The following is a 24,112-nucleotide window of genomic DNA, read 5'->3' on the forward strand; positions in this document are numbered from 1 at the left end:
ATTTGTATGTTAACACGTTTAGCGGTTACGCCCGAAGCACTGGAGGTAATCACCTTATTGGAAGAAAAATTTGGCCCTTTAATGTTTTACCAAGCGGGAGGATGTTGTGAAGGAACACAACCCCAATGTTTTGAGCAAGGCGGGTTTATGCTGCGTTCAGGTGATGTTTGTATTGGACAAATTAAAGGATACGATTTTTGGCTCGATAAAGATTTATTTGAATATTGGAAACATATGCATTTTACACTCGATGTTACCGAAGGTCATGGGCCAGGGGGATTTTCCTTGGAGACACCGTACGGCAAAACCTTTCAAGTGAAATACAGACTTTTCGAACCGGAAGAATTAATACAATTAGAACCCGTTCGCTATAAATCGTACGACTAGTGCATTGTAAAATTCATCAATTGGTATTGCTTCGGTGTTACGCCTTCGTATTTTTTAAATAATCGAATGAAGTAGTTGCAATCTTCAAATCCCGTGGCATAGGACACTTCGTTGATGTTAATTTTTGGATTGCTCAACAATTTTTTGGCGTATTTGATTTTTTCGTTCAAAATAAATTCGATCGGACTCATGCCAAGCTCCCTTTTAAAATAACGATAGAAACTCGTTGGACTCATGCAGGCCTTATCGCTGAGGTCTTTGAGATTAATGGTTTGATGGATGTTTGATTTTATACATTCAATCACTGGGGCAATAGGACTCGAAATATTGATGTATTGATCTTCTTCATACCGTTTTGTCGTTTGTGTTTGAATTATACGAATGATTAATTCTTGTAAGGTTAAGTCCGCAATAGCATCTTTGGTTAACGAATCGCCCATACATTCTTTAATGAGTTTGTTGATCGTACCCGCTAATTCTACATTATTGTAGAAAAAATAATTTTCATGGTCCAATTTCCAAAGATTGTTTCGTCCTTCTTTGGGATATTTTTCGTTTAAAAAATCAAGCGTACTTTGAATGATTGTATGATCAATGGCGAGTGCAATACATTGGGTCGGATTCGTTCTTGATGCTTCTGGAAAATCGATTTTCATTTCGGCATTACCCGGAACGATGACCGTTTCACCCGGGAGGTAATCAAAACTTGGGTCCTCAAAAAGATGCATAACTTTTTTACCTCGAAGCATGCTGGTCACAACCAAATCATTAAACTTCAATGGAACTAATTCCGATTTTTGATAGGTTTCAAAAATATTAAGCTCACAATGATCTAACGAAAAAATTGTGCGGTTTTCAACCAGCGTTTTTAACGACTTTTCATGCGTTAGTTCTGGTTTATCGATTAGGGTTTTGACCGGCATACGAAGGTTTTTGTCAAACCAAAGTACAAATTAATAAGTCTGAATCGAATAAATGCTAGAAAAAAAGTGCTGATTTAGTATAGCTACAAAAGCTCCTCGATATGTTTTTTGATGCTACTAGCTATTTTTTTTGTAGGCAAATCATTCATATCCATGCCAAAAGGATCCTCGATTTCTTCCGCTATAAGTTCCAAGCTCGCAAGGACATAGAAAATAAAAATCACCACAGGAATCGTATAATAGCCTAAACTGAAAACATAGCCAAAGGGTAAGGTCATGATGTAAATGAAAATGAATTTTTTGATAAAGGCACTATACGAATAGGGGATAGGTGTGTTTTTTATTCGTTCACAAGCACCACAAACCTCAGTAAATACTTGTAGGTCGGCGTTTAAAATAAGTAACTGTTCTCCCGATATTTTACCTGAATCATGTAAAGTCAACAGTTTTTGATAAAGCACTTTAGCCAATTGATTGGGGCTGTGTTTTTGATGGTCTATGGCCAAAGTTAGGTCGTCAAACAAGGTCAGCGACATTTCTTCATCGGACAAATGCCTTTGAAGAACCTCAGCATAGGCAGGAATCATTTTCTTGAAAAAAGCAGTATCCCGTTCTTCTTTGAGTATAGCACTCAATTTTAAGGCCAAATTACGGCTACTGTTTACTAAACTTCCCCATAACTTTCGTCCTTCCCACCAACGATCATAAGCGGTATTGGTTCGGTAAGCTAATAGTAACGATATTACAAATCCCACCATGCTGTGCATTAAAGGAATATTTTTCACATGACTATTTTCTGATAACTTCCAAACTGTGAGTTCCAAATAGCAAATGCCAGCTGTATACAGTCCAATTAATACCATCATCGGTAGCAGTTTACGAAAGGTATCCGATTTGTGAAGTTGAAATATAAAACTAAACCAAGCTTTGGGATTGTAATGCGTCATGTTTTTTCATCTAAGGGTTAAAACCGCAACGTACCCGATAATTCTTTCAAGGTTGTTTCGAAAATTTTGGCTTGAAAAAGGGCATTACTATGGCGAAGCTTTGCCTCAATATATTGTTGTTGCGCCGTACGGTATTCAATAGGAGTGAGGGTGCCAATTTTAAATTTAGCCAACGTAATGTCAAGATTTTGAGCCGCTAAGGTCACATTTTGCGCTTCAATAACGGCCAAACTTTTTTGCGCTACATAACTTTCAAAAGCACTTTGCAGTTGTCCAATAATCAGTAATTCTTGTTGCGCTACTGTAAGTTTGGCATTTTCAATTTCTAATTTGGCTATGCGTTCCTCTCGACTAATTTGATTGCCTTGAAAAATAGGCATGCTCGCCGAAAATCCGTACGTAAATCCCTGACTTTGCGACTGGGTAATGAATCCTAACGAAGCTTCTGTGCGTTGAATAGTGTAGCCCGTATTCACCCGAATTGTGGGATAACGTCCAGCCCGAATTTGCTTCAACTGCAGTTCTGCACTGTTTTTAGCCAACATTAAGGCAATTAATTGCGGATTTTGGGACTTGGCCAAGGTGATGTAGGAGGCTAAATCTATATTTTCATCCAAAAGAACAGCCTCTTCCACTTGAAAGTCCAGTTCTGGAGCACGGGCCATCAAGACATTCAGATTGATTTTTGCCGCTTTAAATTGTTCTTTTTGTCGCACTTGCAAGCTCTCGTCAGTATTTAAATCGACTTGCGCAGTGAGTACTTCTAGTTTGGAGGCTTTACCAATTTTATATCGATTTTCTGCCACGGTATAACGTGCTTTCGACAATGCAATCGCTGTGTCTACAACTTTAATCTGTTGTTGCCGTTGGACCAAATCAAAATACGCCATGTATACATCACTAAGTCGTGTGAGAATTGCCGATTGAAGAGTTGCTTTTCCTTGGGCTTCCAATTTTTTTAGTTGTTCTTTTCGGGCAAACATCCGAAGTCCATCAAAAATAGTCCAGTCTAAAGCAATACCATAATTCAGCACTAAATTTTTGGCATTATTCAAAGTTCGTTCGGTACCGCCTTGTATTTGATTGGTATTGGTAATCGAATTAATGTCATTCACATTGAGCATAATATTGGGCAACATTCCCGCATTTCCTAAATCATTTTGGGTTGACGCGATTGAAGCATTGTTTTTGGCCAATACAATATCGAAGTTGTTTTGTAAGGCCAAATCTACAGCCTCCTCAAGGCGAAGTACGGGTTGTGCAATTCCCGAATGAAAAACGAATAAAAGAAAGAATAAAGTAATGGTTCGCATAGCTTAATTTTCTAAAGCATCAAATTCAGGACGATGTTTTCGGACCCTTGACCACATTAAATATACTGCTGGAATGACATAAAGTGTGAGCAATAAAGAGAACAATGTTCCTCCCACAATAACCACACCCATTCCTATACGACTAGCCGAAGCTGCGCCCAACGATAAGGCTATGGGCAAAGCGCCTAGGGCAATCGCTAAACTCGTCATTAATATCGGACGTAATCGGGCTTCAGAAGCTTCAACAATGGCTTCGTATTTCGTTCGTCCTTGCTCCCGCAGTTGATTGGCAAATTCAACAATCAAAATACCATTTTTGGTGACCAATCCAATCAACATGACCGTACCAATTTGACTGAAGATATTCCAACTTTGGCCAAAAAGCCATAGCGATAATAAAGCGCCAGCAACGGCCATAGGGACGGTGAGAATGATAATCAACGGATCGACAAAACTCTCAAATTGAGCCGCTAAAATGAGGTAAATTAATAAAAGAGCCAGTCCAAAAGCAAAGAGAGTATTGGAACTACTTTCCACAAAATCACGCGATTCTCCATTCAAATCGGTAGTAAAAGAATCGTCCAAAACTTTGGTTTTGATCGCATTCATGGCCTCAATACCTTCACCAATACTTTTTCCCGGTGCCAAACCTGCCGAAACTGTGGCCGACATATAGCGGTTGTTGTGATACAATTGCGGGGGATTGCTTTGTTCTTCAACGGTGACCACATTGTCGAGTTGCACCAATTCGCCCCGTTTGTTTTTCACATACATAGCCGTCAGGTCCAACGGATCATCTCGATCTTTATCGTCAAATTGACCTATGACTTGATACTGCTTGCCATTTCGCATAAAATAGCCAAAACGCTGTCCACTGAGTGAAAGCTGTAAGGTTTGTGCCACATCCAATACCGATACGCCCAAGCTCTCCGCTTTTTCGCGATCGATCGATAAATTCAATTCAGGTTTATTAAACTTCAAATTGACATCAACGATAGAAAAAGTGGGGTCTTGCGAAGCCAATTCCATAAAAGGTGGAATTTTTTCACGTAATTTTTCAAACGATTGGGCTTGAATGACATACTGTACCGGAAGTCCACCACGACGGTTGACCGATATCGTAGGTTGTTCAGAAACCGTAATCTTGGCGTCGGTATACTTTTTTGTCCATTTTCCTAAGTCTTCGGCAATAGCTTTCTGACTTCGGGTACGCGCTTCGGGTTCGACCAACGCCAAACGCACCCGTCCTGTATTGACCGCTGAGGTGAAAAAAGTAGGCGAGGTGACAATTAATCCCACTTTTTTCTCGGGTATCGAATCATTAATCAACTGTGACAAATCTTGCATCAAACGATCGGTATAGTCGTATGTAGCCCCTTCAGGAGTCGTTACGCCTAAAATGACCAAATTTCGATCGTCATAGGGCGCCGTTTCTTTGGGTAAAATGGAGAAAAAGAGATAAATCAATCCAAAGCAGCTAGCTAAAATGGGAAAACTAACCCATTTTTTTCCTAAAAAACTTTTAAGCGATTCGGCATACCCTTCATTCATGCGCTGAAAATAGGGTTCGGTAAATTGATAAAAACGACCCGGTTGATGTCCGCCTTCTTTCATCAAATACGCATTGAGCATGGGTGTCAAGGTCAGTGAAACAAAGGCCGAGACCAAAACCGCAGCCCCAATGACTACCCCAAACTCCCGAAACAACCGTCCGACAAACCCCTCCAAGAAAATAATGGGTAGAAAAACGGCAGCCAAAGTGATGGAAATCGAAATCACAGCAAAGAAAATTTCATTCGACCCTTTGATCGCCGCTTCCATGGGTGACAATCCTTCTTCGACTTTTTTGAAAATATTTTCGGTTACCACAATTCCATCATCGACCACCAAGCCCGTGGCCAAAACAATCGCCAAGAGGGTAAGCACATTGATGGAAAAGCCACACAAATACATGATAAAAAAGGTAGCAATCAACGAAACGGGGATGTCTAATAACGGCCGAAAAGCAATAGACCAGTCTCTGAAAAACAGATAGATAATAAGAATTACTAAAAGTATCGATATCAATAAAGTTTCAGCAACTTCGGTTACCGATTTTTTGATGAAAAGGGTATTGTCTAAAGCGACATTCAGATGAATATCTTTGGGCAAATCTTTTTCAAATTGTGCATATTGCTTATAAAATTGATTGGCGATATCCAAATAATTGGTTCCCGGTTGGGGAATAATCGCCAAGCCTAACAATGGTTTTCCCGATTCGGTTAATTGTGATTCCAAAACCTGAGGTGCCAATTCGGCCCGTCCGATATCACTAAAGCGGATAGTATTCCCGCCTTCCGACGCAATAATGATCGCATTAAATTCGTCTTCCTCTGCAAGATTTCCCAAGGTGCGCACCGTAAGTTCTGTCGATTTACCTGTAATTTTTCCTGATGGTAATTCCACATTTTGAGCATTCAATGCCGTTGAGACATCCTTAACCGTAAGTCCGTAGGCGCTCATTTTTACAGGATCCAGCCACAAGCGCATGGCATACCGTTTTTGGCCCCAAATTTGAACGCTACTCACCCCTGAAATCGTTTGTAACCGTTCGGCCAATACATTTTCGGCATATTCGCTCAATTCCATGACATTGCGCGTGTCGCTTTGTACAGTCATCGTAATAATAGGATCCGAATCGGCATCCGCTTTAGCAACTACAGGTGGCGCGTCTATATCTTGAGGGAGGGAACGAACCGCTTGTGCCACTTTATCGCGCACGTCGTTGGCTGCCTCCTCTAAATTTTTCTCCAATTTGAACTCCACTGTGATTGTACTCGATCCCTGCGCCGAATTAGAGGTTATGTTTCGTATCCCATCAACCGAATTAATCGCTTTCTCGAGGGGCTCCGTAATTTGCTGTTCGATAATATCGGCATTGGCTCCCGTATAATTCGTTTGTACCGTAATAACCGCAGGGTCAATGGAGGGGAATTCTCGAACCCCCAAGTAGGAGTAACCCAATATCCCGAAAAGGATAATAAGCAAATTCACTACAATGGTGAAAACGGGCCGCTTGATACTAAGTGTAGAAAGTCCCATCGTTTACGGTTTCCATTGAAGTTCAACCGGCAAATCGTCTTTGAGTGCCATTATCCCCGAGATTAAAAGCGTGTCTCCCGCTCGCAGTCCAGATGTGACAATCACCTCTTTCCCCGTTCGTGTAAGGGTTTCAATAGGCACCGATTGTGCTTTGCCTTGTCGTGCGACAAAAACTTTTTTACCCTCTTTTACGGGAATGACGGCTTCTGAAGGAATGCGGATGGCATCGGGAATGTTTTTTAATGGCAACTGAATGTTGGCAAATGTTCCCGGAAGTAAAGCCCCCTTTTTATTATCGGCATAAGCACGAACTTGTAACGTTCGGGTGGTAGCGTTGATCATGGGTTCTAAAGCATATATTTTTGCCGTGAATACGTCTTTAGTATTGGCTACGGTGAATTGAATCGTTTGGTGCAAACGAATGGCTGAAGCATATTTTTCTGGGAGCGAAAAGGCCACTTTAAGGGGTTGGGTATTTACCAAATGTGCAATCGCAGTGGTAGGGGTAACATACGTCCCCGGTGAAATGCTACGCAATCCGATTGTTCCTGTAAATGGTGCACGGAGGCTTGTTTTGGCAATTTGTACCTGAATCAGTTGTTTTTGGGCTTTGGCGGTTCGGTAATCGGCACTCGCAATATCGTATTCCTCACGACTGATGGCTTCTTTTTCTAACAATAGTCGAGCACGACGTTCTTGTTCACTTGTCAACCGTTCTTTGGTAAGCGCTTGCGTGAGTTGTGCGCGAAGTTCTGCGTCATTAATTTTTACCAAAAGTTGCCCTTTTTGTACTCGAGTACCTTCGGTAAAAAGTATTTTTTCAGCAATACCACTGACTTCTGGATGTAGGGTTACTTCTTCATTGGCTTCCAACGAACCCGATAGCGAAATTGTATTGGAAAAGTTTTGGGGCGTAACAATAAGGGCACTAACTTTCAGGGGTTTGGGTGCAGTTGGAGTGGCATTTTTGGGTTCGTTTTCGCTATTTTTTACGAGTCGAAAAACAACTAATGCCCCTACAATTATCCCTATACTTAGGAAAAATAAGGTTTTGGTTTTCATGGATGCTATACTGCAGGTTTGGTGATACAAAGCTACATTTTCAAGTGGAGTACGGGGCAAACTTTGTATTAATTTAACATCTGTACCTACAACTATTGTATCAACTAATATAATTCCAAATGTTCTTTTTCCGACTTATAGCCAGAAAAACAGCGCGTAATGTTTGGTGTTCAGGGCGTTCCATCGCGGGGTCTTTTTTCAACAATGCTAAAGCATAACTGCGTGCCAATTGCAGAATATCTTTGTCTTTCACCAAATCGGCAATTTGCAAGTTTAAAATACCACTTTGTTGCGTACCCATAATATCGCCAGGCCCGCGAAGTTTTAAATCGACTTCGGCTATTTCAAATCCGTCGTTGGTGCGGCACATGGTTTCCAAACGGGTCTTGCTCTCTTGACTCAATTGATGGCTTGTCATCAAAATGCAATAACTCTGTTCGGCACCTCGACCGACGCGTCCCCGCAATTGATGCAGTTGCGACAGTCCAAACCGCTCGGCACTTTCAATCACCATCACCGAGGCATTCGGTACATTTACACCAACTTCAATAACGGTAGTGGCTACCATGATTTGGGTTTTCCCTTGCGCAAATCGTTGCATCTCGGCCTCTTTCTCGGCGGGTTTCATTTTACCATGAACTATTGAAATGGCATATTCGGGTAAGGGAAAATCGCGCGAAATACTTTCATAACCGTCCATTAAATCCTTGTAATCCATTTTTTCACTTTCTTGAATCAACGGATAAACAATATACACTTGTCGCCCTTTGGCAATTTCGTCTTTCAAAAACTTCCAAACTTTTAATCGGTTTGCATCGTAGCGGTGGACTGTTTGAATGGGTTTCCTGCCCGCAGGCAATTCATCAATCACCGAAATGTCAAGATCGCCATACAAACTCATCGCTAGTGTTCGAGGGATTGGAGTGGCCGTCATGACCAGAATATGGGGCGGGACTGTATTTTTTTGCCACAATCGACTGCGTTGCGCTACCCCAAACTTGTGTTGCTCATCGATCACTGACAAGCCTAAGTTTTGAAACTGCACTTTGTCTTCTAACAACGCATGGGTACCAATGACAATCGAACAACTTCCGTCCGCAAGCGCTTCAAACAAACGATTGCGCTCGGCTGTTTTGGTCGATCCCGTGAGCAATTCCACCCGAAGCCCCAAGGGAGCCGCCAAGGCTTGAATACTATTAAAATGTTGCTGCGCCAAAATTTCGGTAGGGGCCATCAAGCAACTTTGGTAGCCGTTGTCGGTGGCCAAGAGCATGCTCATGAAAGCCACAATCGTTTTGCCCGAACCGACATCCCCTTGTAGCAAACGGTTCATTTGCGCCTGACTGCCCAAATCGTTGCGGATTTCTTTAATCACTCGCTTTTGGGCTTGGGTTAGGGGAAAGGGAAGGTGTTGGGTATAAAATGTATTGAAATGTGTTCCCACTTGGGTAAACGGCAACCCTTTTATTTTGTGTTTTCGCACCAAGTTTTTGGTTATCAATTGCAATTGAATGAAGAAAAGCTCTTCGAATTTTAACCGAAATTGGGCCTTTAACAATCCTTCTTGATCTTTGGGAAAATGAATTTGCAACAAGGCATCGCGTTTAGCAACAAGCTTCAATTGCTCCATCAAATAGGCGGGAAGGGTTTCGCTAAATTGTCCTCCCGTTTCCAAAAACAACTGTTGCATCATTTTAAGTACAACCCGATTGGAAATCCCTTTATTGGCCAATTTTTCAGTACTCGGATATACGGGTTGGATGGCGGTGCGGAGACTGTTTTGATGCTCTTCCAACAACTCCAATTCGGGATGGGCCATCGAAAGGGTACCCGCATATTGCGCTACACGACCAAAGGCCACATAAGGTTGGTTGAGTTTGAGGTTCTCCTTTATCCACTTATGGCCTTGAAACCATACCAGTTCCATTTCGCCAGTAGCATCGATAAAAGTAGCTACCAACCGACTTTTTGCTTTGCCGGTTTGTACTGTTTTGAGATGGACAATCTTGCCTATAACTTGAACCTCTGTGGGACTGTTGACCAGTTGGTTAACTGTATAATACCGTGTACGATCAATGTAGCGGTTTGGAAAAAGTTGCAACAAATCGCCATACGTATGAATCTCCAATTCGCTGCGCAAAAGGGCACCGCGCTGGGGGCCAACGCCTTTTAGGAATTCGATAGGAGTGTCTAAAGTTGTGGACATACAACGGCTATTATCCGAAGGGCTAAGATACTTTAAAAACCTGAATTTCGAAATCTTCCCTTATCTTTGTCCAAAGCCTTTGTTATGCGTTTTTACACTTTACTTCTCTCGTTGTTTGCCACTGGTTTTCTATGGGCTCAACCGCCTGTATCCGTAGATTTTACGGCCTTGAAAGCTACGGTGTTTCCTAATTTTGACACCAAAGAAGTAAGTGGTCATTGCCAATTCACTTTTACCGTGAAGGCGCCTACCGATACCCTTCGTATTGACGCCAAAAACATGCGCTTTAGTTTGATGATGCTCAATGGAAAAGCGGTCGAGTACAATGCCAATGAGCGTCAGTTGCTCTTGTATACCGGATTTAAAAAAGGGAAAAATCGCTTGTCATTTAATTATAAGGCCCGTCCGAAACAAGCATTGTATTTTGTGGGAACCTCCGATGATTATCAAATTTGGACCCAAGGACAAGGCAAGTACACCAGCCATTGGTTGCCCAGTTTTGATGATGTCAATGAAAAGCTCACGTTCTCCATCAGTGTGACTACGCTCGAAAATGAAGTCGCCAATCCCAACCGATTGACCGCCCTTAGTAATGGCGAATTGGTAAAGAAAGAATCCTTTCGCGCTATCCAAGAAGGAAAAATATACACCACATGGAACTACCGTATGAAAAAACCGATGGCGTCGTATTTGGTCATGTTGGCCGTGGGGAACTTTGCTGTGAAATCAGAAACCAGCGCTTCGGGTATTCCGTTAGAATCCTACTTCCAACCCAAAGATGCCGATAAATGGGCAACCACGTATTGGCACAATGAACGGATTTTTAATTTTTTGGAAAAAGAAATTGGCGTCAAATATCCCTGGCGCATTTACCGACAAATTCCGGTGCGAGACTTTTTGTATGCGGGTATGGAAAACACAACGTCCACGTTATTTGCTCAAGATTATGTCGTAGATTCTATAGCCGTAAATGATAAAAATTATTGCAATGTCAATGCCCATGAATTGGCCCATCAATGGTTTGGCGATTTGATTACGGCCCAATCAGGGAAGCACCATTGGTTGCAAGAAGGATTTGCTACCTATTATGCTTTATTAGCTGAAAAAGAGTTGTTTGGCGAAGATTACTTCTACTATCAATTGTACCGTAATGCCAACTTAATTAAAGCGGCGGCCAAAAACGATACGGTACCCATTTTACATGAAAAAGCGAGTTCGTTGTCGTATTATCAAAAAGGCGCTTGGGCATTGCATTACCTTCGGGATCAGGTAGGGAAAAAGGTGTTTGATAGGATTGTAAAAGCCTATTTAAAAAAGTATGCGTTTAAAAATGTGGTAACCGCCGATTTTTTGGCTGTAGTGCAACACTATTCCGATTTTGACACAGAGGCGTTTCAGCAGCGGTGGTTGGAATCGTACAAGTATCCCGAAGCCGACATCAACCAATGCTTGGCAAAGAGTGCCACGATACAAGCTTTGGTGCAACTCCAAAAAGAGCGCAGTCTTCCGCTCGAAAATAAGCTTTCACGTTTTACAACCCTGTTAGCATCGAAGGCGTTTTGGCCCTTGCAAGCCGAAGTGCTGTTTCAACTCAAAGGGCACCCCATCGCGCAAACCGAAGCCTTGTACCGTTTGGCATTACATGGGGATAATATCGATGTATTGACGGCGGTGAGTGAACTGCTTACGGATATCCCTGAACCGTTGAAAGCAAGCTATGAAACCTTGTTGCAGGCGCCTTCCTATGAGGTGCGGGGCAATGCTTTGGTTCATTTGTTAAAGCGTTTTCCTAACGATCGGATGCGTTATTTTGAAATCGCCAAAGACTGGCGTGGTGCCAATGATTTGGGGTTGCGGATTGCCTATTTGGGGGCGTATTTGGTCTTGATGTCTGAAACGAGTCCCGATTATGCCTCGTTGAAGGCGGAGTTGATTGATTTTACGTCGCCCAGGTACGAAAGTGTTACTCGAATTCCTGCCTTTCAACAAGCCGTTTCTCTTTTTCCCCAAGAGAAAACCGTCCTCAAAAACTTGGTCAATGCCACGCAACATCCCAAATGGCAGTTGGTCAAATATGCACGCGATACCATTCGCAAATTGATTAAACAAGAGGCGTTGCGCGAACGGTTTATGGCCCTGATTCCTGAACTTTCAACCGACGAAAAAACGGAGTTGCAACGGTTGCTTAAGTAAGGTGGTTTTCGCTCCGCTGTCCGGCGATAATATCGGTCTAAGTGAAAGGAATATTATCTTTCAGACACTTGTTTTTAATACATATTGTTCACAATTTGCGGGTCGAGGAAATAGGGAGGAAGTGAAGAGAATGCTGTCAAAGCAGCATATCTATGGTTGGTGACAGCCTTATTTTTTTCTCCTTTTCTGTTTGAATTCAAGCCTTTCACTATTTATTTTTTGTTGTCTTTCCTTTTCTAAATTTAAGAATACTTTTCTGCTCCAAAAGCTTAGTATTAAGCATCCGGCAGAGAGAAGTAAAGTTCCATTTCCATCTAGTATTCCGTAGGAAACATTTCCATACTTACTAAAAGTTAAACCTCTTGCTAATATGGCTGTTGATTTTTGTATGATTCCTACAACTAAAAGTAATATACCACCATATAGCGAAAACTTATAAAGAATTTTATATAATAACATACTTAATTTAAGAAAAGTTGATTCATGCAATTTTTTAGAGGTTGTCGCTTATGTTGCATTGCCCTCGCGACAGTGGCGGTCAAAGTGAAACGATTATTTTCATACTAAGATAAACGTTTTTCGTGTAAACTTAACAACAATTTAGCACATTCGAGCCATAGTGGCTAGGGGCAGTTGGCAATAGTTTTATGGTGTCAACTTGAATATTGATAACACAAAATTATCGCCATTCATCATGTAGAAATTTTCCAAGATTAGTATTTCTTCAATAGTGTCGTTATTTAAATCTTCGTAAACAACTCCAACGAAATTATTTGTATCAAAATCAACGTGTTTTTTTATCTCCACATTGCTATTCTTTATTATAATGTTTATTGCATTTGCTTTTTTAAAATCAAACGAATAGCTTACTTCTATTTTTCTACCAATGGTTCTTTTGTTCAAATTCTCTTTGAATTTTTCTATACGTAATTCTTTTCCATTAAGAATTTTTTTCTTGTTAAGTTTAGCAGATAAACTTTGTTTAATTTCATAATCCAAAATTGGATTAGTCTTATATAAGCTGTCTAATTGTTTATCGGTCAAATGTTCATGTCCAGCATACGAACGTCTAAAACTTAAGCTTTCGATTTGTGTTAAAGTCATTGTTTTAGGACCTTCTTTTTTACAACCTGATAAAATTAAAACTAGAAAGATAACAAGAAAATAATTCATAATTTTATCAAAGTTGTATTCGGTTTTTTAAATATCTGGGCGTCATGAAAATTGATGTTAACATTCTTCGCCTCGCGACTTTGGCGATTAAAACGATAGCCTTTTCTTTTACTAAGATAAACGTTTTTTGCTTCTAAAAGTAAACTTGAGGCGGGTCGTGAAAATAGGGTGGAAGCGAGGGGAAATTTAGCTTTATCGGGTTATGCTTTTAGATACTATTTTTATGAATCAGAGCCATTTCAAACTCTTCCTTTTGCTTCATCGATACTATAACAAATGACCGGTACAATTTCATTCCCATTTTTATCAATAAATCCGTAAGTTCCTGTAATTGATTTTACCAAAGCTAAATCTTTTACAATTTCTCCAAATTTTCCAATGTGCGCATAAATTGTTTTGACCACTTCTTTTCCGTCTTTGTTAATCAGGCCATACGTTTTTGAAATACTTTTGACCAAAGCTAAATCGTTCTTAATTTCTCCAAATTTTCCAATTTTCGCATAAATCGGTTTAACGACTATTTTTCCTGATCTGTCAATAAATCCGAATGTTCCAGTTGTAGTTTTTACCAAAGCCCAATCTTTGTGATATTCATCATAATTGTAGATTCTTTGGTAGCTGTTTTGGGAATGGCTTAAACTTGAAATAATAACAAGCATAAAAATCAATAATTTGTTTTTCATTTTGTTTTCGGTATTATATTAATTTTCTCATTTATTGGAGTACTTAGAATATGGCATCTAAGGGTTCTCTGCTTGGCGATATGGCGATACGAGCGAACGACGCGTGTTTTGCTAAGATATAAATAATCGTGAAGAAAGAAGTTTGATTCAATATAAACCAGCAATAGTGCGAAACGGCTGTTACCATCAGTTTTAGTTTATTGTTATTGGAATAATATATGGACACCGCACAAATGCGCCACCTTGATGTGCTGGTTGCCATCTCGGAAGATTTTGCACTATTCTTTTAGCTTCTTCGTTCAGTTCTTCATTAGTGCTTTCTACAATTTCTATTTGATCTGTTCTACCAAGAGTGTCAATAACAAATTTCACTTTTACTTTTCCTTTGTTATTTTTTATTGATTTATAATCTATGTTTTTACCTATAAAATCAAACAATAAAGTTTGACCGCCATAATACATTGGCATTACCTGACCAGACAGATAAAAATACCTTAAAGTTTCAACCTCCAATTCTTTTCCTTTACTGTCAACTATGGTTTGACCTCCATTTTCTTTTCTGAAAAAATATCCTTTGATAGTTTTACCATCTTTATAAATTTCTATTAAGTCGTTGCCTTTATATGAAGCTATAAGGTTTGAATCATAATAGTATTTTGTATCGCTAATAATTTCTCCATTCTTAAACTCCATTACAATCATTATTTTTTTTTCGTCGTCATAAAGTTTCCAAATTCCAGTTTGTTTTCCATTTTCATCAATTGCGTTTATTTGTTCATTTTTATATTCGATAACATTTTGTCCATTACATAAAAAGCCAAACGTTAAAATGAAAAATAGAAAGATATGTTTCATAATTGCAGATGTGTTTAAAAATGCTGGTAACGTAAGACCATGAAAAACTTCACAGACTTTCCAACAAATATAGCAAAAACCAAGGAAGAAGAATAGTTATTTCGTTTCTTTAAACATGCAACATTCCCGACGCTTTGGGAGCGCGGAGGCGGGGATTATCAGCCCTCTAAATTTTGGGATTTTGAACGACCCCTAAAAAAACAACCGCGCTTACTCCGAAATTTCGGGAGCTCGGGAGCGGGGATTAGCACGGATTACAAATCCGCGCGATCAGGTGTCACTAGCCTGCCTGCCGGCCTAGGCAGGTCACTCTAACACCAAGACGAGCAGGCCGAATTGCGACGCTTGATGCAATAAGCAGGGAGACAAATGCAGTGGTTAGGTTTTCTCTAGCACCAACCGTGGCAACCAATTGACTTTGGAACTCAGAAACAACAATTGTTGCGGTTTTACAGTGGCGCTAGTATTGCGTGGGGAAGGCGCCATCCACCGGGCTTGAGTTTCAGAAAAATCTAAACGATTTTGGGGCATCTCGGCAGTGGAAGTGCTGTTGGTGAATGTTACGATATTTTTTTCCAGCACCCAGGTTCCGTGTCCTTCTTTGTGGTCTTCGGTGGGGATTCGATTTTTTAGTTTTGAATAGTATGAAAAGGTAAACGTGCCATCATTCTTCAAGGTGATTTGATATTCCAACACATCCAGGTCGACGGTTAGAATATGTTTCGCATAGGTGCCCACAACTGCGGTGGATTGCGCAAGAAGGGAATAGGGAAGGCTTAACAGGGCAAAGACGATAAGGGAGGAGCTAAAGGTTTTCATAGTGATAGGGTTACAATGGAATTGTTTGATTTTTATTCGGGAGCTTAAACGAGGTTGTTTTTTTTGATAAGTTATATAAATTAGTTTTTGAGAGGGGTTGTGCAACAGGTACCACTGTTAGCAGATGTTTTTTTTAGCTTATCCAAGTCCGCCAAGTTTCAACAATTTTCCATTTTCCATTAATTTTCTTTAAATAAATACCTTTTCCACTTCCGCAAAGACTTCCACAATGATGTTCAAGTTCTACAAAAGCTTTTTGTCTGTCAAGCGAAAATATTGGAATTGATAAATTATAGAAATTATATTCCTTTCCGTTTTTTCTTTTCTCTAATTCTATTTCGAAAGTTGTTGAATTTATATTTTCGGATAGACTTTTGTCAATTTCAATTTTTTCAGGATTTGAATTTTGTTCTAAAATGGTCAAAGAATCTTTTGATGTGAAGAACTTTTCTCCTTTTACTTTATCGTTTATAAGATTGCCGATATAAATATTTCCCGGAATTGGAGGAAAAACCAATCCATCTTTCCTTTTGATTGGAATTTCTATGGTTATTTTTTTTAATTCCTGACAAAACATTATAGCGTTTGGTCTATTCTTAAAAACATCCAAACTGTCTTGCAATATTTTAGGGAAGGCTACAGGATTATGATTTATTTTCTAAAGCGCAGACTTTTAAAGGTTGGTTTGCGGCTGTTGTGCTTATTATTGGTGGTTTTATTTTTTTAATAAAAATCATTGATTTTTTGAAATAATTTTAAATTCTTTAATTTTCCAGCTTGCGCACGAATTGAAATTTGTCAAAGTCAATCCTATCGTATAGGTGTTATTGTAAAGCTTCACCAAGGTTCCGAAACTTCGGGAGTGGGGTAGTGCGGGGAAAATTTTATATGATTAATCAAAAAAGTAGAAAATGAAAATAAAAAGAAAAATTATTAAATATTTAGTTGCATTGTTGATATATAGTAACTCTAATTCACAAGATTTAAATACTTTAACTTTTGATTCTTTAAAAACACACTTAATTACCTTTTTAATCAAAAATAATGATATTAGAGAATTTGAAATTGATGACTATAAAAGTGGTAGAAGACAAATAGATGTTATTGGAATTCAAAATGATTATCATAAAGGCGATTTGAAAAATGGAATTTATAGTTTTTATCAAACACGGAATCATAGTAGAGTTCATTTTGTAATAATCGAAAATAATAATTACACTATTCTAAACTTGTCAAATAGAGATGGGTTAAATTTGGGTATAATAGCTTTATTAAATTTTTGTGAGCGAAGTAAATATTGTGAGATAATCATTAATGATTACATTTCGAGACTAATTAGAGTGTATTTTAAAAATAATTTAATTGTCAATACAGGAAATGAATTGAATAGTTTAAACTGCATTAAAACAAAAGAAGGATTACCTTAAAACCCGCTCCCAAACTCCTGAAACTTCGGGAGTGGGGTAGTGTTCAGTCGCAGTCACTGTCTCAGTCGTAAGTCATAAGTCGAAAGATGGCGTCTAAATTATGCATTAAACAATTCATTTATCTAAAAAGAAATACCATTGTTCAGTACCTCAAAACCAAAAATAGGTGTATTTGAAAATTAGATACATAGATTCAAATTTAAAAGCCTTTTCCTCCATGAAGATAACTTTACTTTGGCAAGAACGCCTCATCGGAATTTATTTTTTACTTATCAGTATTTTATTTTTAATTGTTCAAGTTATTGTTGCAACAAGAATATCTGAAAATTATATTTCCATTGGATTTTATAAAGAGAGTTCATTTACAGAAGTCCGTATCTATTGCCATGAGCTATTGAGAGGGTTTGGGTATTTTGTACTTTTGTTAGGCAGTATTGGTTTGTTACTACGAAAGTCTTGGGGATGGCAATTACTAGTTGGTTCGATTTTTTATTTGAGTGTAAAAGGTGGATATAATGTGGTAAAATTGATTTTTGATTCAGTTCAACCTTTTGAAGCTATCCAATTCATTAGGGTTATAATTTTAGTTATTAATTTAGTAATGCTATTCCGTCTCATTCAATACGATTTTCAAAAGCGTTTTGAGTTAACAAGATTTCATCTTTTAGTACCCCTAGTAGTAATTTTATTGATTACTCTTTTGCCCTTGGGAATTGAAAAAGTTTTGCAAATGTTTTAAGATTAAAGTGATAGTTTTCGGTCGTATTCGTGGTTCGTATGTGGTGTAAAAGTGGAATGGGTGTATAACTTCTTTTCTCTTGCTTCTTTTTTCTTTGCCACGAAGGCACGAAGGCTCAAAGGTTTGAGGGCACTAAGTATTGTGGCCTTTGGTCTTTTTTTTAACCGCAAAGGGGCAAAGGTTACGCGAAGTACGCAATGGATTAAGTATGCAAAGAATCGCGGCCGTTGGCCTTTTTTTAAACCGCAAAGGAGCAAAGGTTGCGCGAAGAACGCAAGGATTTTATTATTCTAACAGTAGTGCAATTTTAGTATAGTTTTTTACATTGGGTTTTAGGTCTTGATTTATAGGGTTAATTTTCGATGGTTTTCGACTATTTTTTATAGTTTTCGACTATTGGTTTTAGTTCTTTTTTTCATGGACTCCTCATGGACTATCTATGGCGTATCTATGGCGCATCTATGGAGGATCGTAGAGGCAGCTGCTTTATGAGGTTTTTTTGCCTCTTTTATTTGGAATTTGGTATACATGGAGTTGTTATATCCAATGGTCAATCTTTCATACCAAGTTGGCAAGATGATAAGTCAATATTACCGTATTAATATCTTTTATTTCGCTTTACTTTGGGTTAACAATTTATGCTACTCTTTCAGTTTACTTAGTTACATACAATTCTCATCGTTACAGTTACTGTCTTGTAACACATTTTTATATTTTTTTGATATGTTGTTACTATCAATTCCAAACTTTTGTAATTAATCAGCTTCTTTTTTATTCACTAGATATTTTTGAACGATGTACCCTGATATTGCCATTAATTGTTTTTCTTGGTACACAGGATGGTTTCCATCTTGAATAAAGAATTCGGGAGTGCCGTTGACTTTACAATAAAAATACAAGGGTTTTCCATTTTTAAAAAAGACGGTACTGTCTTGTAATTCTACTTTTCGCTGATTAAACTCTTCCTTTTGATACCCCACAACGGGGGCTTCTCCCGGACTCACGCTTTTTTGGCACGCTACCAAGACATATCTATTTTCTTGCCATTGCATGCATTCGGGCTGGTTTAAAAAACTTGAGATCCCCCAACACAAAATCCCTAAAAACCCAGTGATTCCAATGCCTTGTCGCCATGTTATTTTTCTTTTTTTTGCGCTCGTTGACTCCCTTTGTTCCTTTGGGTGTAATGATTTCTCGTTCGGGTTGAGCGTTTTTACTATTTCAGTATAAGTATTATTGTTATCTGTTTTTTCAAAAGTAATATTCTCATAGGAGTTTCGGTATTTTGCATAGGGGCGCAATGGAAATTGGGCTAAAACGGCTGCTAGCTCCACTACTGTAGTGCTGGGTTTGGCTGTTTTTCCTTTGATAAAGTTTTCTACACTGCGAAATTCTTCGGCACTGCATCGTCTAATGGTGGCACCGTTCACCTCAAGGTTTAGCTTTAATCCGTGTTGAATGACCCGTAGATCATTTTCTGTACATCCGTTTTCCACTAATTGGGCGAGGTATTCGCGTAGGTCACTTCGATTTGTGGTTTTAAGATCCATACCATTTTCATTGGCATTTAAGGCGAGGTATTCTAGTATCGCTTGGGCATAGGTTTCTATCGTTTTCATGACTGTAGGTTATTGGATTTTATTTCCTAAAGATATGAAAAACAGGAAATCTTAGGAAAGAGAGGAAATATCGGAAATGCCTTGTGTTCATTGCTTTTTTGGTGTTTTCCTTTGCCCTGTAATTACTGCGGTTCCTAAGCGCTTTGGAACTTTTTGTACAACAGAAATTACAACCCGGTGGTCGGGCGGTAACCGAAGTTTTTTCGGGAAGTAAAAATCACGTTGCCGTTCCCCATCACCGTACTTCCCAAACACGGATGTATATCGGACGGGGTGTGTTTTGCCGCCCTTTGCTCATCGGTACACCGAAAAATCCAAGTTTCATTTAATCTTAAAAATCATGAAAAAAATAGTATTAGCCCTCGCGGTAGTGGCTACCCTTGCCTTTGTGTCTTGTACCGCTGACGAGGCCATCTCAAGCCCCTCAGACTCGACAAACCAGACCTTAAGACTCAATGACAGTACGGGAGGACAGTTGGGTGATCCTAACAATCCAAGACCAAAACCTTAACTTTGAATTGTAGGAAACGTTTTGTATTTTCGGGAAATGAAGTTGGCCACTCATTTCCCGTTTTTTTTTGCTATTGTTTTTTTGTTGACTGTTGTGAGTTGTAACGACCGTCCCAACGATTTAGGCACGCATTATTATGCTTGTTTGGATGCTGCGGATTCGGCTAAGGCCACCTATGATTATCAAAAGGCTTTTGGGCACTATTATCGATCCTTGGGTTATACGAATGATACGACGCCCCGATGGAAAGCGTATAGTAGTATCGAGATGGCTAAAATACAAACCCGTTTTGGAGATTATGCGGGTGCCGATTCATTACTTACGCAAACTTTATCGTATTTGAAAGACACGTTGTACCGTTCGAATGTTTATGCGGCTTTGGGCAATAATTTTAGTGAGCAACATGATTATGTCAATGCTCGGCACTATATGGAGCGTGCTTTGGCGTTAAAAACCGATGCCAAAGATCAACTGCTTCTGCGCAACAATATTGGGTATTTATACCTCCAAGCACAGGATTATCCGAGAGCGTTATCCTATTACTCGAAGCTCATTCAAACGCCAGGGTTGGATACTTTACCTGATTGTTATGCTAAAATTCGCGATAATCAAGCCGCTGCTGCGCTCTATCTGAATCATCCGCAAACAAAGGCTTGGTTGGATAGGGCCTACCGTCTTCGGGATTCATTGGGGAATCCTCTTGAACTTACGGCGAGTACCATGCATTATGCAGCCTATTATTTGCGACAAGGGCAACGCGATTCGGCGGTGATTTGGGCTCAAAAGGCTTATGGTTATGCTAGCCAACTCCATCATCCTGAAGACCGATTGGAAGCGTTACGCTATTTGATTCAAGCGTTACCCAACGCCAAAGCCAAGGAACCTATGGAGCAGTATTTACGGCTTTCGGACAGTTTGGATGTGGTGCGCTCAAAAGCTAAAGTTTACTTCACTAGTGTTATTTATGATGCAAACTTAGTTCGAAAAGAGAATGAACGATTTCGTTCACAGTTGCAGTTGCTCCTTATTGCAGCGGGTGTTTTAGTATGTGTAGGGGGTGTTTATTTTGTAAACCAACGCTTACGGTTGCGTAATCGGATATTGCGGGCTACTTATGAAACGGAGTTGCGTTTGTCAAAGAAGGTTCACGATGAATTGGCCAATGATGTGTTTAAAACGCTTTCTTTTGTGGAAAACCAAACGCCTGATTCTCCAAACAAAGAAGCAGTTTTGGATCACTTGGAAGAAATTTACCAACGCACTCGATTCCTGTCGCGTTCTACTGGTGCCATTGAAACTGGGTTGACGTTTAAAGAGGAATTGCTCGAACTCATGTCGGGATTCAGTTCGCCAACCGTTGCGGTGATTGCCTTAAACGTGGAACGGATTGATTGGAATTTGATAGCAACTACTTCTAAAATCACACTGTACCGCGTACTGCAAGAGTTATTGGTGAATATGAAAAAACACAGTGGTGCCAATCGGGTACAAATAACCTTTGAAACGAGTAAGCATCAGTTGGTAGTGCACTATGAAGACAACGGAATCGGTATGCCCACTGGTGTATCTCCAAAAAATGGTTTGGTAAATGTGGAAAACCGTATTTTAACCTTGGGCGGAAGTATTAGTTTTGAAACGCATCAACCCACAGGTTGTGCTCTTAAATTTATACTACCCAAATAACGGTTATGGTTCAGAAAGTAATTATAGTAGAAGATATTGACAGTATTAGTCAATCGGTAAACCAAGTTTTGGAATCCTTCGGCGTTTCAGACATTACCGTGGTAAAATATTGCGATGATGCGTGGACGAAAATAAAAGCAGCCGCCGGTAGAGGCGTGCCCTATGATTTGGTGATTACTGATTTATCGTTTGAAAAAGACTATCGCGATGTCGCCTTAAAAGGAGGGGAAGCCTTAGTGGAAGCGATTCATTTGACCTATCCCGAACTAAAAACTATTGTTTATACGATTGAAGACAAACCCTATCGTGTCAAAAAATTAGTAGAAACGCTAGGCGTAATGGGCTACGTTGTGAAAGGACGCCGCAGTATTGAAAAGTTAAAGCAAGCCATTCAAGCGGTCGCGGCGCAGGTACCGTATATCGACCCTGAATTGCCTCACGTACAGCAGGAATCGGGTTTTGTTAGTTTAGACAGTTATGAAATAGCCTTGTTAAGCCAACTCGCCACGGGATTGAACCAAGAAGAAATAGGGGAATACTTCCATCAACAAGGCATCAAACCCCATAGCAAAAGTGCCATCGAAAAGCGTATTGCCCGATTACGCGATGCTTTTAACGCCCGTAACTTGGTTCACTTAATCAGTATTGCCAAAGACCGCGGGATATTGTGATGTTCTAAATTTTAAATTTTAAATGTTGAATTAGTGGCTACTGTGCACTGGATAGCTATGCAATCAACCAAAAATATTTTTTTTCTCGTTTTACGGAAAACCGTAAAATGGGATCTTTTCGGGCTGTTACCTTTGTGATGGACAAGTGATCCACACGTTCGTATATGCCTTTAAAAAAAAGTAAGCCCGGAGAGATCTGGGCTTTTTTGTTGAGGGAAATGAGGAAAACCGTAAAATGGTGTGGGAAGGGATTATTAGTTTAGTAGGTAGGTTAAATACGAACAAAAACAGGTAAAAACCGTAGTTGGGGATAGTGGGAGAATGGTTAACTTGTGGGGGTATTAAATGATAATTAAGACCTGGCCGAACGTTTTGTGTAATGTTTTGGAACTCTATATAAAATTACTAAATTGCAAAAAAAATCATACATTAAGTGACTGTATATCATACTCAAGAAAAACATAAAAAAATATTATCATTCCCAATCCCATGCACGAGAGATGATGCGTGGCTGGGAGAAGCTCTTTATTTTTGGAAAGAAGAATCAGACGCTTATGATTGGGGACATAATTCAAAAAGAGCTACTGGATATTTTGAGATTTATACTTGTGATATTAAATCTGAGAGTTTTTTAGATACAGTCTTTAATGAAACTCATTATTATTTCTGGATTCAACAGTTAGAAAAGATTGCAAAAAAAATAATGATTAAAACGCATGAAAAGCCTACCCTGAAAGAATTAAATGACTACATAAGGGATAAAAATGTTTGGCCACAAGTCGATTACATACAATTTCAAGATTTACCAACTAATTCAGAGAAAGCATTAGTTAAACCAATTGTATATCGACAAAGTAAAAAAAGAAAAGTCAGAACTGTAGCTTTTAGAAAACGAATTCAAATAGCTGTTTATAATCCAAAAATTATTTATAATTTTGCACTTCAAGACTCAGTAAGAGTTATATAAAGAAAATAGATATGTTAGATTTAAAATTATTAGAAGAACAATTAGATAAAGCTTTAGCTTTAGAAACTTCTGAATCTTTGACTTCTTGGCTTCTCAACAGAAGGTTAAAGAAGTATATATCTAATTTTGGTGAAGGCACATTTAAAAACATTCCTTCAAACAGAGTTGAAATTACTCAGTCAAAAGAGCATTTGATTAATAACAAAACGCCTTTTTTTACACAAGATTACTTTTCAACCTGTGATTATCTAATTGCTGCATAGGTATTATGAGTATTGAAACACAAGTAAAACTAAGATTTTTAAGTGTTGATTTCCCAGTTGTTAATTTTCAGTCTGATAAACAACTTTTAGAAAATCAAGAAATTAATATTGATATTGAGCCCAAAGTTTTTTTTCCTAAAGACAACAAAAATCATTTTAAAATAATTCAAGAAGTAAATATATCTGTTGATGAAGTTTTTAATTTATTTATAGTTGCAATTGGTAGTTTTGAATTGAATGATGTTGACGATGATAAAATGAAAAGTCATTTTGTTAATATGAATGCTCCAGCAATAATGTTTCCATATATTAGATCTTTTATATCTACATTAACTTCAAATTTAGGCAACGTTACTGGAACTCTTAATATACCCCCTCAATTTTTTAAAGGTGAACTAAAACAAATTTCAGAAGAGGATATTATCGAAGTAAACAAAAAATAATAAACACTACACACAACAGCGGTAACTGTTGCACAACCCATTCAAAATAAAATTTTTCAAAATAATTCGTAAAAAACAACCTCGTTTAAGCTCCCGAAACTTCGGGATAAGCGAGGTTTATTTTTTAGTTGTAGTCCAAAACTCCAA

At 38.8% G+C, this 24,112-nt stretch carries 23 protein-coding genes; 10 read left to right on the plus strand and 13 right to left on the minus strand.

Going from position 1 to position 24,112, the window contains the following annotated elements; genetic code table 11:
• Positions 1-6 precede the first annotated feature (6 nt).
• A complete protein-coding gene (locus tag O9316_RS11925) occupies positions 7-387 on the plus strand; it encodes a DUF779 domain-containing protein (protein ID WP_298204180.1) in 381 nt (126 codons plus the stop codon).
• Here O9316_RS11925 and O9316_RS11930 read toward each other — a convergent pair.
• The 6 genes from O9316_RS11930 to recG all read right to left on the minus strand — a co-directional run bounded on the left by O9316_RS11930 (position 384) and on the right by recG (position 9,919).
• Complete coding sequence (locus O9316_RS11930) at positions 384-1,310, minus strand: AraC family transcriptional regulator (protein WP_298204181.1); 927 nt, start codon at positions 1,308-1,310, stop codon at positions 384-386. The two genes, O9316_RS11925 and O9316_RS11930, sit on opposite strands and share 4 nt — an antisense overlap.
• An 83-nt stretch (positions 1,311-1,393) precedes the next feature.
• Positions 1,394-2,257 carry a bestrophin family protein gene (locus O9316_RS11935; RefSeq protein ID WP_298204182.1) on the minus strand — a complete coding sequence of 288 codons (864 nt, stop codon included), beginning with the start codon at positions 2,255-2,257 and terminating at the stop codon, positions 1,394-1,396.
• 17 nt (positions 2,258-2,274) lie between these two features.
• The gene (locus O9316_RS11940) at positions 2,275-3,570 is read right to left on the minus strand and encodes a TolC family protein (protein WP_298204183.1); all 1,296 of its coding nucleotides are present in this window, start codon (positions 3,568-3,570) and stop codon (positions 2,275-2,277) included.
• Between the two features lie 3 nt (positions 3,571-3,573).
• Positions 3,574-6,651 (minus strand): efflux RND transporter permease subunit, encoded by a 3,078-nt coding sequence (locus O9316_RS11945; protein WP_298204184.1) that lies wholly within the window; start codon positions 6,649-6,651, stop codon positions 3,574-3,576.
• Between the two features lie 3 nt (positions 6,652-6,654).
• Positions 6,655-7,713, minus strand: coding sequence for an efflux RND transporter periplasmic adaptor subunit (locus tag O9316_RS11950; protein ID WP_298204185.1), 1,059 nt, complete (start codon positions 7,711-7,713; stop codon positions 6,655-6,657).
• Between the two features lie 100 nt (positions 7,714-7,813).
• A complete protein-coding gene (gene recG, locus O9316_RS11955; protein WP_298204186.1) occupies positions 7,814-9,919 on the minus strand; it encodes an ATP-dependent DNA helicase RecG in 2,106 nt (701 codons plus the stop codon).
• An 84-nt stretch (positions 9,920-10,003) separates the two neighbouring features.
• On the opposite strand from recG, the gene O9316_RS11960 reads away from it, so the two are divergent.
• The gene (locus tag O9316_RS11960) at positions 10,004-12,112 is read left to right on the plus strand and encodes a M1 family metallopeptidase (RefSeq protein WP_298204187.1); all 2,109 of its coding nucleotides are present in this window, start codon (positions 10,004-10,006) and stop codon (positions 12,110-12,112) included.
• A gap of 168 nt (positions 12,113-12,280) precedes the next feature.
• Here the strand turns inward: O9316_RS11960 and O9316_RS11965 are convergent, their stop codons facing one another.
• The 6 genes from O9316_RS11965 to O9316_RS11990 form a co-directional block, all read right to left on the minus strand.
• Complete coding sequence (locus O9316_RS11965; protein WP_298204188.1) at positions 12,281-12,571, minus strand: hypothetical protein; 291 nt, start codon at positions 12,569-12,571, stop codon at positions 12,281-12,283.
• Positions 12,572-12,757: 186 nt separating this feature from the next.
• On the minus strand, positions 12,758-13,285 hold the full coding sequence (locus O9316_RS11970) for a hypothetical protein (protein WP_298204189.1): 528 nt from the start codon (positions 13,283-13,285) through the stop codon (positions 12,758-12,760).
• A 239-nt stretch (positions 13,286-13,524) separates the two neighbouring features.
• Complete coding sequence (locus O9316_RS11975; RefSeq protein WP_298204190.1) at positions 13,525-13,968, minus strand: WG repeat-containing protein; 444 nt, start codon at positions 13,966-13,968, stop codon at positions 13,525-13,527.
• Between the two features lie 192 nt (positions 13,969-14,160).
• Positions 14,161-14,823 carry a TonB family protein gene (locus O9316_RS11980; RefSeq protein ID WP_298204191.1) on the minus strand — a complete coding sequence of 221 codons (663 nt, stop codon included), beginning with the start codon at positions 14,821-14,823 and terminating at the stop codon, positions 14,161-14,163.
• Positions 14,824-15,201: 378 nt separating this feature from the next.
• Entirely contained in the window at positions 15,202-15,642 is a 441-nt protein-coding gene (locus O9316_RS11985; protein ID WP_298204192.1) for a hypothetical protein, read from the minus strand.
• 133 nt (positions 15,643-15,775) lie between these two features.
• Positions 15,776-16,252, minus strand: a complete 477-nt coding sequence (locus O9316_RS11990; protein ID WP_298347252.1) for a hypothetical protein — start codon at positions 16,250-16,252, stop codon at positions 15,776-15,778.
• Positions 16,253-16,553: 301 nt separating this feature from the next.
• Here O9316_RS11990 and O9316_RS11995 point away from each other — a divergent pair, with 301 nt between their 5' ends.
• Entirely contained in the window at positions 16,554-17,069 is a 516-nt protein-coding gene (locus tag O9316_RS11995; RefSeq protein WP_298204194.1) for a hypothetical protein, read from the plus strand.
• Between the two features lie 172 nt (positions 17,070-17,241).
• Positions 17,242-17,808: a hypothetical protein gene (locus tag O9316_RS12000; RefSeq protein ID WP_298204195.1), complete on the plus strand. Its 567-nt coding sequence runs from the start codon at positions 17,242-17,244 to the stop codon at positions 17,806-17,808.
• Positions 17,809-18,563: 755 nt separating this feature from the next.
• Here the strand turns inward: O9316_RS12000 and O9316_RS12005 are convergent.
• Complete coding sequence (locus tag O9316_RS12005) at positions 18,564-19,427, minus strand: hypothetical protein (RefSeq protein ID WP_298204197.1); 864 nt, start codon at positions 19,425-19,427, stop codon at positions 18,564-18,566.
• 340 nt (positions 19,428-19,767) lie between these two features.
• Between O9316_RS12005 and O9316_RS12010 the strand changes: the two genes are divergently transcribed.
• The 6 genes from O9316_RS12010 to O9316_RS12035 all read left to right on the plus strand — a co-directional run bounded on the left by O9316_RS12010 (position 19,768) and on the right by O9316_RS12035 (position 23,965).
• Positions 19,768-19,938, plus strand: coding sequence for a hypothetical protein (locus O9316_RS12010; protein WP_298204198.1), 171 nt, complete (start codon positions 19,768-19,770; stop codon positions 19,936-19,938).
• A gap of 36 nt (positions 19,939-19,974) precedes the next feature.
• A complete protein-coding gene (locus tag O9316_RS12015) occupies positions 19,975-21,621 on the plus strand; it encodes a tetratricopeptide repeat-containing sensor histidine kinase (protein ID WP_298204199.1) in 1,647 nt (548 codons plus the stop codon).
• Between the two features lie 5 nt (positions 21,622-21,626).
• A complete protein-coding gene (locus O9316_RS12020; RefSeq protein ID WP_298204200.1) occupies positions 21,627-22,292 on the plus strand; it encodes a response regulator in 666 nt (221 codons plus the stop codon).
• A 433-nt stretch (positions 22,293-22,725) separates the two neighbouring features.
• A complete protein-coding gene (locus O9316_RS12025; RefSeq protein ID WP_298204201.1) occupies positions 22,726-23,259 on the plus strand; it encodes a hypothetical protein in 534 nt (177 codons plus the stop codon).
• Between the two features lie 11 nt (positions 23,260-23,270).
• Positions 23,271-23,522 carry a hypothetical protein gene (locus O9316_RS12030; RefSeq protein WP_298204202.1) on the plus strand — a complete coding sequence of 84 codons (252 nt, stop codon included), beginning with the start codon at positions 23,271-23,273 and terminating at the stop codon, positions 23,520-23,522.
• A gap of 5 nt (positions 23,523-23,527) precedes the next feature.
• Positions 23,528-23,965 carry a protein-export chaperone SecB gene (locus tag O9316_RS12035; RefSeq protein ID WP_298204203.1) on the plus strand — a complete coding sequence of 146 codons (438 nt, stop codon included), beginning with the start codon at positions 23,528-23,530 and terminating at the stop codon, positions 23,963-23,965.
• Positions 23,966-24,112 lie beyond the last annotated feature (147 nt).

Source organism: Flavobacterium sp. (assembly GCF_027533505.1).
In the GTDB taxonomy this organism is placed as follows: Bacteria; Bacteroidota; Bacteroidia; order Flavobacteriales; family Flavobacteriaceae; genus Flavobacterium.